The following is a 9,685-nucleotide window of genomic DNA, read 5'->3' on the forward strand; positions in this document are numbered from 1 at the left end:
GAACTGGAGGCGTTCGCCTTCGGGCCGGTCTCGTCCGCCGATCGCCAACTCGAAACGACGGTGCGGCGGTTCTTCGTCCCGCTCGACGACGAAGACCATCCCCTCGGCGCGGCGCTCTCCAGCCCCGGCCCCTGCGTCTTCGAGGCGGGCGGGCCGGAGGATCGGCGCCCTCCGCTCTTCGCCTCGGTCGCCGGGCGGTCGCGCCTGGTCCTCGCGCCGCTCAGCAACCAAGGGCGGCGGCTCGGCGTGCTCGTCGCCGCGATCCCGCCCGGACGGACGATCGACGACGACCGGATCGAGCTTCTCGGGCTGGTCGCCTCCACGGCCGCCGGCGCCGTCGCGCGGGGGCGGCTGCACGACGAACTGGCCGGGCGGCTCGAGGATCTCCGCGACGCGAACGCCCGGCTGCGCAATCTGCAGGGCCAGCTGCTCAAGGCGGAACGCTTGTCGGCGATCGGGGAACTGGCGGCGGAGATCGTCCACCAGATCCGCAATCCGCTTTCGGTCGTCGGCGGGTTTGCGCGCCGGCTGGAGAAGGTCTGCCCTCCCGACGATCCGCGGCACGAGGACCTGGCGATCATCATCGAGGAGGCGCGGCGGATGGAGGGGATCCTGGCGCGGATCCGTCAGGACGTCCGCCTGGCGCGCAGCCCGGCGAAGGAAAGGGTCGATCCGGCCGGCGTCGTGCACGACGCCGTCGCCAGGTACACCGACCTCGCCCGCGAGGAAGGGGTCGGCCTGGTCGCCGCCGCCGAGCCGGGACTGCCGGCCGTCCGCGGCAGCCGCGAGATCCTGCTGGAGGTGCTCGACAACCTGCTGCGGAACGCTTTCGACGCGATCGGCGCCGGCGGGCACGTGTCCGTCAATGCGCGCCGGATCAAGGAGGCGATCCACATCGTCGTCGAGGACGATGGTCCGGGCATAGCGCCCGACTGTCTCGAACGTATCTTCGAGCCGTTCTTCACCACGAAAGTCGGCGGGACCGGTCTCGGCCTGCCTCTTTCGAAGAAGCTCGTCGTCCAGTGCGGCGGGGCGTTGAGCGCCGACAGCCGGCTGGGAGAGGGCTCGCGGTTCCGCATCGTCCTTCCTGTCTGGACGGCGGACGAGACGCGCCCGCAGAACGACGAAGGGGAGTGAGCGATGGCCGTGATTCTCGTCGTGGACGACGAGCCGCACCTCCGGCTCCTGTACCGCAAGGACCTCGAAGACGCGGGGCACACCGTCCTCGAAGCCGGATCGGCGGAGGAGGGGCTCAAGGCGTTCGCGGAGCGGCGTCCCGACTTGGTCGTGCTCGACGTGCGGATGCCGGGGATGAACGGACTCGAGGCGATGGCCCGGATTCTCGACCGCGACCGGCGGGTGCCGATCGTCCTCAACACCGCCTACGACTCGTATCGGGACGACTTCACCTCGTGGGCCGCCGACGCCTACGTCACCAAGGGCGCCGACACGGAAGAGCTTCTCCTTGTCGTGCGGCGGCTGCTCGAGGAGCGGGAACACCTCGGCCCCGGCGAGATGTGACTTTCCGCGTCGATCGGCCTCGCCTCGCGCCCCGTCCCGTCCCGCGCCGCGCTATGCTCCGCCCATGGACAAGACGATCCCGTCCCGCTCCGCGCTGCACCCCGACTATCTCAAGGGCGTCCTGACCTTCATCCTCGCCGGCGGCAAGGGGGAGCGGCTCTATCCGCTGACCCGCGACCGCGCGAAGCCGGCGGTGCCGTTCGGCGGCGCGTACCGGATCATCGACATCACCCTCTCCAACTGCGTCAACTCCGGTCTGCGGCGGATCTACCTCCTCTCGCAGTACAAGTCGTCGTCGTTGATGCGGCACATCGCGCAGGGGTGGGATCTCTTCACGGGAGAGTTGGGCGAGTTCATCTACACCGTTCCGCCGCAGCTCCGCGTGAGCAGCAACTGGTACCTCGGCACGGCCGACGCCCTCTTCCAAAACATCTACACGCTGGAGGAGGAACGGCCGGAGCTGGTGCTGATCCTCTCCGGCGACCACATCTACCGCATGGACTACCGGGACATGCTCGCCGAGCACCTCGACAACGACGCGGACGCGACGATGGCCGTGATCTCCGTCCCGGCGTCGGAGGCGAAGCGGTTCGGCGTCGTGCAGCACGACCCGGCCGGCTGGGTGACCGGCTTCCGCGAGAAGCCCTCCGACCTCGACCCGGACGGGCCGGACGTCGTGGCCAACATGGGGGTCTACCTCTTCAAGACCGAGGCGCTGGTCCGCGCCGTGAGCAAGGACGCGCGGCGCGAGGAGTCGAACCACGACTTCGGCAAGGACATCTTCCCGGCGCTCGTCGCCGGCGGCGCGAAGGTCCTGGCGCATCGCTTCCGCGGGGCGGGCCGGACGGCGCGCACCTACTGGCGGGACATCGGCACCATCGAGGCCTACTACGAGGCCAACATGGACCTCGTCTCCGTCTCGCCGCAGTTCAACCTCTACGAGGGCTCCTGGCCGCTGCGCACGAAGGCCTACCAAGGGCCGCCGGCGAAGTTCGTCTTCGCCGGGGGGGAGGCGGGACGCGTCGGCACGGCGCTCGACTCGCTCGTCTGCCCCGGCGTGATCGTCAGCGGCGGGCAGGTGGAGCGCTCGATCGTCGGTCCCGGCTGCCGGATCAACAGCTGGGCGCGGGTCGAGGACAGCATCCTGATGGACGGCGTCGAGGTCGGCCGCCACGCGGTCGTGCGGCGGGCGATCATCGACAAGGGGGTGACGATCCCGGCCGGCTACCAGATCGGCGTCGACCGCGCGGCCGACGAAGCGCGCTTCACGGTCGAAGGGGGGATCGTCCTCGTGCCGCGCGGCGAGCGGCTCTGAACGTTCCGCCGCGGCGCCGGTTCGCGCCGAGCGGCTTCCGCGCCGCGCCGCGGTTCTCGGCCCGGGGCGCGGGCTCAGCGGACGTCGTCGGGCGGGAAGAGCGTCAACTGGCGCGGATCCGGCAGGCGCGCGCCGCGCTTCGGCTTCTTGGGCCGCGACGCCGCGACGAGCGCCGGACGCAGCGCGGCGACGACGGCCGGCGGCGCCGGCGTCGGAGCGGGACGCGCCGCGCCGCGCGCCGGCCGATAGAGGCCGACGACCCGCGCGTAGGCGAGCAGCCGTTCGTTGAGCGCCCGGAACTCCTTGCCGTGGTTGAAATGCTCGAGGTGGGCGAGCTCGTGGCAGAGCGTCGCCAAGAGGCTGCTGTAGCGGAGGAAGCCGCCCGACATGCGCGAGCGGAGGCGGATCCGGATGTGCCCCTCGAGATCGCAGCAGCCGTAGATCCGCGCGTCGCGGCGGGTCTTGCCGATGCTCGCGTAGCGGAGCTCGAACGGCTCGGCGAGCGTCGCCGCGTCGCGGCGCAGCCGGTCGAGCAGCTCCTCCTCGTTGCGGCGATCCTCGCTCATGGAACGGGGAGGGTACCACCCGCGCGGAGGGGGCGCGGACGCCGTTTTCGCGGGCAGTTGTCGCAGCAGGAATCGCGACAGGCGTCGCCACGCGAGGCGGACGGAACGCTCCAATCGGCGGATTTCGGCGTCGACGCCGCGCGAGGGGTGCGGGGGAGACTTCGTCGTCGGCGCGCGGCGCGGACCGGACGCTCGTCCCGCGCGCGGATCGGAGTGGTCGGCGCGCACGCGGCGGCGGATCAGCGCCCGCGCGACGCGAGGACGCGGAGCAGGCGGCGCAGCGTCGCCGCGTCGAGCGCCCCCGCGCGGGCGAGGCGCCGCGCGCCGGAGCGGGCCAGCGCGAGGTGCGCTTCGAGCGGGTCGTCCGGAACGGCGCGCCGCGCCGCGGCCAAGTGGGCGGCGAGCGTCGCCGCGTCGCCGCGCGCGACCGGTCCGGTCAAGGCCCGGGCGGCGCCGAGCGCGCGGTAGTTCGCCACCGCGCCCGCCGCGAGCGCGGCGAGGAGGGCGCGGGCGGCGCGCGGCGCGCATCCCGCGACGCGGAGCGCGTCCTCGGCGTCGCCGAGAAGCGCGGTCAGATCGCCCGCCGCGAAGACGGCGGCGAGGTGGACCAAGGGGCGCCGCGCGTCGTCCACGGCGAGCGGGACCATTCCGAGGGCGCGGGCGGCGGCTCGGGCGGCGCGCAGGCCGGCCGGATCGCCGGAGACGGTGGCCGTCGCGCCGGCGAGCCGCTCCGCGGAGCGGGGACCGAGCAGGCCGACGACGGGGTGGAGCACGCCGAGGCCGGCGCCGGAGGCGCGCAGCGGCGCGAGCGGCGTCGCGTCGCGGGCGCCGGCGGTGTGGAGGACGGCGCGCGGCGCGGACGACGCGGGCCACGCGCGGGCGAGCCGCCCGGCGATCGATTTCAGGGCGTCGTCGCCGACGGCGACGACGACGAGGCGCGCCCCGTCGAGCAGCGGCGCGAGTTCGACGAACGCTTCGGCGCCGGCGGCGCGGGCCGTTCGCCGCGCGCGGGCCGGATCGCGGTCCCAAAGGCGCACGCCGAATCCGGCGCGGACGAAGCCGGCGGCGAGCGCGCCCCCCGCGCGTCCCGCCCCGACGATCGCGACCACGGCCTTCGCGCGCCGCGAGGCCGCGGAAGCGGCGGGACGAGCTTTGCCGCGCGCGCCGACGTTGCCGCCGTCGGCCTTGGCGCGCCGCGAGGTCGAGGACGCCGCGGGACGAGCTTTGCCGCGCACGCCGACGTTGCCGCCGTCGGCCTTGGCGCGCCGCGAGGTCGCCGCCGCGCGCGCGCCCCGCTTCACCGCGGCCGCTCCGCGAGTTCGAACGGAACGCCGCCGAGGACCTCCCAGGCCGCGCGCATGTCCGCGGGCCACGGGGCCTCGAAGACCATCCGCGCGCCGGTGCGGGGATGCGCGAAGGCGAGGTGCACGGCGTGGAGCAGCGGGCGGTCGAGGGCTTGGAGCGCGTGCCGCTTCCGCTGGTCGTGGACCGACGCCTCGCGCCGTCCGCCGTACGTGTCGTCCCCGACGACCGGGTGGCCGATCGCCGCCATGTGGACGCGCACCTGATGCGTGCGCCCGGTGTAGATCCGCACCTCGAGCCAGGCGAAGCCGGGCACGGCGCCGCGCACGCGGTAGAGGCTCCGCGCGGCGCGGCCGTGCAGCGGCCGCGTGGACATCTTGATTCGGCTGGACGGGTCGCGGCCGACCGGAAGGTCGATCTCCGCCTCGTCTTCCGCCGGACGGCCCCAGACGATCGTGTGGTAGAGCTTCTCGACCTCGCGCGCCGCGAACTGGCGCTGCAGCGCCGCGTGCGCCGCCTCGGTCTTGGCGACGACCATCGCGCCGGTCGTCCCCTTGTCGAGGCGGTGGACCAGCCCCGCGCGCCCCGGACCGCCCACGCCGCCGATCTCCGGCACGTGGTTCAGCAGCGCCGCGGCGAGCGTCGGCCCGGTCTCTCCCGCGCCGGGGTGGACGACCAGGCCGGCCGGCTTGTTCAGCACCAGCAGGTCGTCGTCCTCGTAGAGCAGCGCGAGCGGCAGGTCGGCCGGCTCGAGGCGCTTCTCCTCGAGCGGCGGCACCTCGACCGTCGCCGTCCATCCGGCCTCGACCGGCTCCGACGGCTTGGCCGCGCGGCCGTCGAGCAGCGCGCCGCCGGACTTGATCAGTTCGGCCAGGCGGGAACGCGAGACGTCGGGAATCCGCGCGGCGAGGAAACGGTCGAAGCGGCCGCCCGCCTCGGTCTCCTCGACGACGAAGGCGAAGCGGCGCGGCTCGCTCATCCGTTCCTCTTGCCGCTCTTCGGCGGTTTGGCCGACTTCGGCGCGGCCGGCGCCGCGGCGGACGTCGCGGGGACCGGCGCGGCCTGCGGCGCGCGGCGGCGGAGGTAGATCCACGCCGCGAGCGCCAGCGGGAAGACGGCGAGCGAGATCAACTGGCTCGTCGAGACCGCGCCGCCGAACCAGACCCCGCGCAGGTCGTCGCCGCGGAAGAACTCGACGACGAAGCGGCCGAGGGCGTAGAGGCCGAAGTAGGCGAGGACGACCTCCCCCGGCGCGCGGCGGCGACGGCGGACGAGGACGAGGAGCGGCAGCACGACGGCGAGCGACCAGAGCGCCTCGTACATCGGGGCGGGGTGGAGGCTGACGCCGAGCGGCACGCCGGTCCGCAGGTGCGCCTCCTGCGATTCGTAGACGATCCCCCACGGCAGGTCGCAGCGGCCGCCGTAGCAGCAGCCGGCCATCAGGCAGCCGATCCGGCCGATCGCCTGGCAGATCGGCACCGGCAGCGCGGCGGCGTCCACGAGGCGGCCCATCGGCAGCTTGCCGCGGCGCGCCGTCCAGGCGAAGGCGGCCGCCCCGGCGAGGACCGCGGTCCAGACGACCCCCGCGGCGCGGAGGAAGCCGACCGTGAAGATCTCCTGCGGCTGCGAGAGGTAGATCGGCAGGTCGACGAGAATCAGTCCGACCTTGCCGCCGACGACGCCGGCGACGAGGGCCCAGAACGCCGCCGCCCCGGCCTTGTCGCCGTCGATCCCGTCCCGCTTGGCCAGACGCAGGAAGAGCATCCAGCCGACGAGGATGGCCGTCGAAAGGAAGATGCCGTAGGTCGGGACCTGGATGAAGCCGAGATCAAGGAACGGGTGCACCGACGGATTCCTTGCGGCCGCCGCGGCGCAGCAGCAGCGCGTCGATGATCAAGATCGTCGCCCCGCCGCTGAGGCCGGTGTCGGCGATGTTGAAGGTGGGCCAACGGTTCGTGCCGAACCAGTCGACGAGGCGCGAGGCGAGGGGCGGCCAGTTGGTGTAGACGTCGATGAAGTCCACGACGTGCCCGTACGCCAGGCGGTCGACGATGTTGCCGACCGCGCCGCCGAGGATCAGCGCCAGCGCGAAGCGCGAGATCTTCTCCTCGTCGCCGAGGTGCATCAGGAACCCGGCGATCAGCGCCACCGCCGCCACCGGGAGGAGCGTCAGGACGATCATCCGCCAAGGGTCGGGCATGTCGCCGAGGAAGCCGAAGAGCGCCCCGCGGTTGAGGGAGAGGGCGAGCCGCAGGAAGCCGGGGACGATCGAGATCGGCGCCGCGTCGAGCGCCCACCCGGCCCAGAGCTTGGTCGCCTGGTCCAGGACCAGCCAGCCGCCGGCCAGGGCGAAGTCGCGCCACCTGAACTTGATCTTCATCGTCCTCTTCCGCGGCCGGCCCGCGCCGCTTCCGCCGGCACAGGATACCCCGGCGGACGCGCCGCGCGCCTCCCGGCCGTTGGCCGGCCGGTCGCAGCGTGCCAAAATAGCGACTTCCCTGCGGCGCCGGCGTGGTTCGGGGCCGCGCCCACGAGGCTGCCATGGCGTACCAACGACCCCGCGGCGATCACCGTTTCTCCGCCGTCGAGCGCGACGTGCTCGACTTCTGGCGGGACGCCGACGTTTTCCACCGTTCGCTCGAGAGCCGCCGCGGCGGCCCCCGCTTCGTCTTCTACGAAGGTCCGCCGACCGCCAACGGGCTGCCGCACAACGGCCACGTCCTGACGCGCGTGGTGAAGGACCTCTTCCCGCGCTACAAGGCGATGCGCGGGTTCGACGTGCCGCGCAAGGCGGGTTGGGACACCCACGGCCTGCCGGTCGAGGTCGAGGTCGAGAAGGAACTCGGGATCCACGGCAAGGCGGAGATCGAGGCCTACGGGATCGAGCCGTTCACGCGGCGCTGCATCGACTCGGTCTTCCGCTACACGAAGGAGTGGGAGGAACTGACGCGGCGGATCGGCTTCTGGATCGACCTGCCGAGCGCCTACGTCACCTTCCACAAGTCGTACGTCGAGTCGGTCTGGTGGGCGCTGTCGGAACTGCACCGCAAGGGGCTGCTCTACCGCGGCCACAAGGTCGTCTGGTGGTGGCCGCAGGGCGGGACCGCCCTCTCCTCGGGCGAGGTCGGCCTCGGCTACAAGACGGTGGACGACCCGGCGGTCGTGGCCCGCTTCCGCAGCGTCGCGCGCCCCGGCGTCTCCTACCTCGCCTGGACGACGACGCCCTGGACGCTGCCGAGCAACTGCGCCCTCGCCGTGCGCGCCGACCTCGAGTACGTTCGGGCGCGGATCGAGCGGGACGGCGCGCGCGAGGACGTGATCGTCGCCGCGGCGCTGGTCGAGAAGATCTGCGGCGCCGAGGGCGTGGAGATCGTCGAGCGGTTCCCGGGGAGCGCGCTGGTCGGCGAGAAGTACGAGCCGCTCTTCCGCTACGCCGCGCCGGAAGACGGGCGGGCGCACGAGATCATCGCCGCCGACTACGTCGGGGCCGAGGAAGGGACGGGAATCGTCCACATCGCCCCGGCGTTCGGCGAGGACGACTTCAAGGCCTGCCGCGCCGCGGGAATCGGCTTCCTGCAGCTCCTCGGGCCGGACGGCAAGTTCCCGCCCGAAGTGACGGACTTCGCCGGCCGCTTCTGCAAGGAAGCGGACCGCGACATCGTGCGCCACCTCAAGGGGCGCGGCCTCGTCTTCCACGAGGGGAGCTGCCGCCACGAGTATCCGTTCTGCTGGCGCGCCAGCTCCGACCCGCTGATCCAGTACGCCCGGCCGGCGTGGTTCATCCGCACCACCGACCGGATCGCCGACGCGATCGCGAACAACCGCGCCGTCGATTGGCTGCCGGAGCACATCAAGGAAGGGCGGTTCGGCGACTTCCTCGCCAACAACGTCGACTGGGCGCTGTCGCGCGAGCGGTACTGGGGCACGCCGCTGCCGATCTGGGTCTGCGACAAGTGCGGCCGCGAGGAGGCGATCTCCCGCCTCGACGACGCCGTGGCGCGCAACCCGCGCGCCCTCGACCACTGGAACAAGGCGGTCGCGGCCGACCCGACCCTCTCCGAGCACCTCGTCGTGCACAAGCCGTGGGTGGACGAGATCACGTTCCCCTGCGGCTGCGGCGGCACGATGAAGCGCGTGCCGGAGGTCATCGACTGCTGGTTCGACTCGGGCTGCATGCCGTTCGCCCAGTGGGGCTTCCCGCACCAAGGCGTCGAAGAGTTCCGCAAGGCGTACCCGGCCGACTTCATCTCCGAGGCGATCGACCAGACGCGGGGCTGGTTCTACTCGCTGCTGATGGTCGCGACGCTCGTCTTCGACGAGGAGACGCGGAAGAAGCACGGCCTCGAGCTGCCCAGCCCGTATCCGCGGCCGTACAAGACCTGCATCGTCCTCGGCCACGTCTGCGACGCGGAGGGGAAGAAGGAGTCGAAGAGCTCCGGCAACTACACGCCGCCGGACCTCGTCTTCGAGGGGAAGTTCTCGCTGACCCTCGCCCCGGCGCGCCGCGTCGCCAAGCCGCCCAAGGCGGACGAGGCGATGCTCTTGCCGGCGCAGCTCAAGTCGCTCGGCCTCGAGCCGGGGGCGCGGCTCGTCGTCGGCCGGGCCGACGATGCGGGCCGCACCTTCTCGGCCAAGGTCGCCGCCGGCCCGGTGGGGAAGGAGTCGATCGTCCTCGGCGACGACGTGCGCGCCGCGCTCGGCCTCGAGGACGGGGCCCAGGTCGTCGTGCACGGGCTCGACGACCCGCCGGGCGCCGACGCCTTCCGCTGGTTCTTCTACTCGGCGGGGCCGGTCTGGAACAACACCCGCAACAGCCTGCGCGCGATCCGCGAGGGGCAGAACGAGTTCCTCGTCCGCTGGCAGAACGTGCTGCAGTTCTTCCTGATCTACGCCTCGATCGACGGCTTCGATCCCGCGGCGGGGAACCCGGCGCGGGACGGCGCGCTTCCCGACTTCGCGCGCGGCGAGGGCCGCCGGCCGG

The 9,685-nt window shown here is 72.9% G+C and carries 9 protein-coding genes; 4 read left to right on the plus strand and 5 right to left on the minus strand.

The window, feature by feature from the left end:
* From LLG88_00425 to glgC, 3 genes are all read left to right on the plus strand, one after another.
* The coding region (locus tag LLG88_00425; protein MCE5245378.1) for a hypothetical protein at positions 1-1,137 on the plus strand (1,137 nt) is incomplete at its 5' end.
* A gap of 3 nt (positions 1,138-1,140) precedes the next feature.
* Entirely contained in the window at positions 1,141-1,521 is a 381-nt protein-coding gene (locus LLG88_00430; GenBank protein MCE5245379.1) for a response regulator, read from the plus strand.
* A gap of 64 nt (positions 1,522-1,585) precedes the next feature.
* Positions 1,586-2,836 carry a glucose-1-phosphate adenylyltransferase gene (gene glgC, locus LLG88_00435; GenBank protein MCE5245380.1) on the plus strand — a complete coding sequence of 417 codons (1,251 nt, stop codon included), beginning with the start codon at positions 1,586-1,588 and terminating at the stop codon, positions 2,834-2,836.
* A gap of 74 nt (positions 2,837-2,910) precedes the next feature.
* Here the strand turns inward: glgC and LLG88_00440 are convergent, their stop codons facing one another.
* The 5 genes from LLG88_00440 to lspA form a co-directional block, all read right to left on the minus strand.
* Positions 2,911-3,402 carry a DUF45 domain-containing protein gene (locus LLG88_00440; protein ID MCE5245381.1) on the minus strand — a complete coding sequence of 164 codons (492 nt, stop codon included), beginning with the start codon at positions 3,400-3,402 and terminating at the stop codon, positions 2,911-2,913.
* A gap of 239 nt (positions 3,403-3,641) precedes the next feature.
* A complete protein-coding gene (locus LLG88_00445) occupies positions 3,642-4,703 on the minus strand; it encodes a DUF2520 domain-containing protein (GenBank protein ID MCE5245382.1) in 1,062 nt (353 codons plus the stop codon).
* Positions 4,700-5,683 (minus strand): RluA family pseudouridine synthase, encoded by a 984-nt coding sequence (locus tag LLG88_00450; GenBank protein MCE5245383.1) that lies wholly within the window; start codon positions 5,681-5,683, stop codon positions 4,700-4,702. Before LLG88_00450 ends, LLG88_00445 begins: the two co-directional genes overlap by 4 nt.
* Entirely contained in the window at positions 5,680-6,549 is an 870-nt protein-coding gene (locus tag LLG88_00455) for a prolipoprotein diacylglyceryl transferase (protein ID MCE5245384.1), read from the minus strand. Before LLG88_00455 ends, LLG88_00450 begins: the two co-directional genes overlap by 4 nt.
* Complete coding sequence (gene lspA, locus LLG88_00460; GenBank protein MCE5245385.1) at positions 6,533-7,084, minus strand: signal peptidase II; 552 nt, start codon at positions 7,082-7,084, stop codon at positions 6,533-6,535. The genes LLG88_00455 and lspA overlap by 17 nt, the downstream gene beginning before the upstream one ends.
* 161 nt (positions 7,085-7,245) lie before the next feature.
* On the opposite strand from lspA, the gene ileS reads away from it, so the two are divergent.
* A partial coding sequence (ileS, locus tag LLG88_00465; protein MCE5245386.1) for an isoleucine--tRNA ligase occupies positions 7,246-9,685 on the plus strand: 2,440 nt, incomplete at its 3' end.

It is taken from the genome of bacterium, assembly GCA_021372775.1.
Taxonomy (GTDB): domain Bacteria; phylum Acidobacteriota; class Polarisedimenticolia; order J045; family J045; genus JAJFTU01.

Bases quoted from the DNA above. Each gene is read 5' to 3' on its own strand.
- LLG88_00430 (MCE5245379.1), top strand. From the start codon at position 1,141: ATGGCCGTGATTCTCGTCGTGGACGACGAGCCGCACCTCCGGCTCCTG.
- lspA (MCE5245385.1), bottom strand. From the start codon at position 7,084: ATGAAGATCAAGTTCAGGTGGCGCGACTTCGCCCTGGCCGGCGGCTGG.
- LLG88_00440 (MCE5245381.1), bottom strand. From the start codon at position 3,402: ATGAGCGAGGATCGCCGCAACGAGGAGGAGCTGCTCGACCGGCTGCGC.
- glgC (MCE5245380.1), top strand. From the start codon at position 1,586: ATGGACAAGACGATCCCGTCCCGCTCCGCGCTGCACCCCGACTATCTC.
- LLG88_00450 (MCE5245383.1), bottom strand. From the start codon at position 5,683: ATGAGCGAGCCGCGCCGCTTCGCCTTCGTCGTCGAGGAGACCGAGGCG.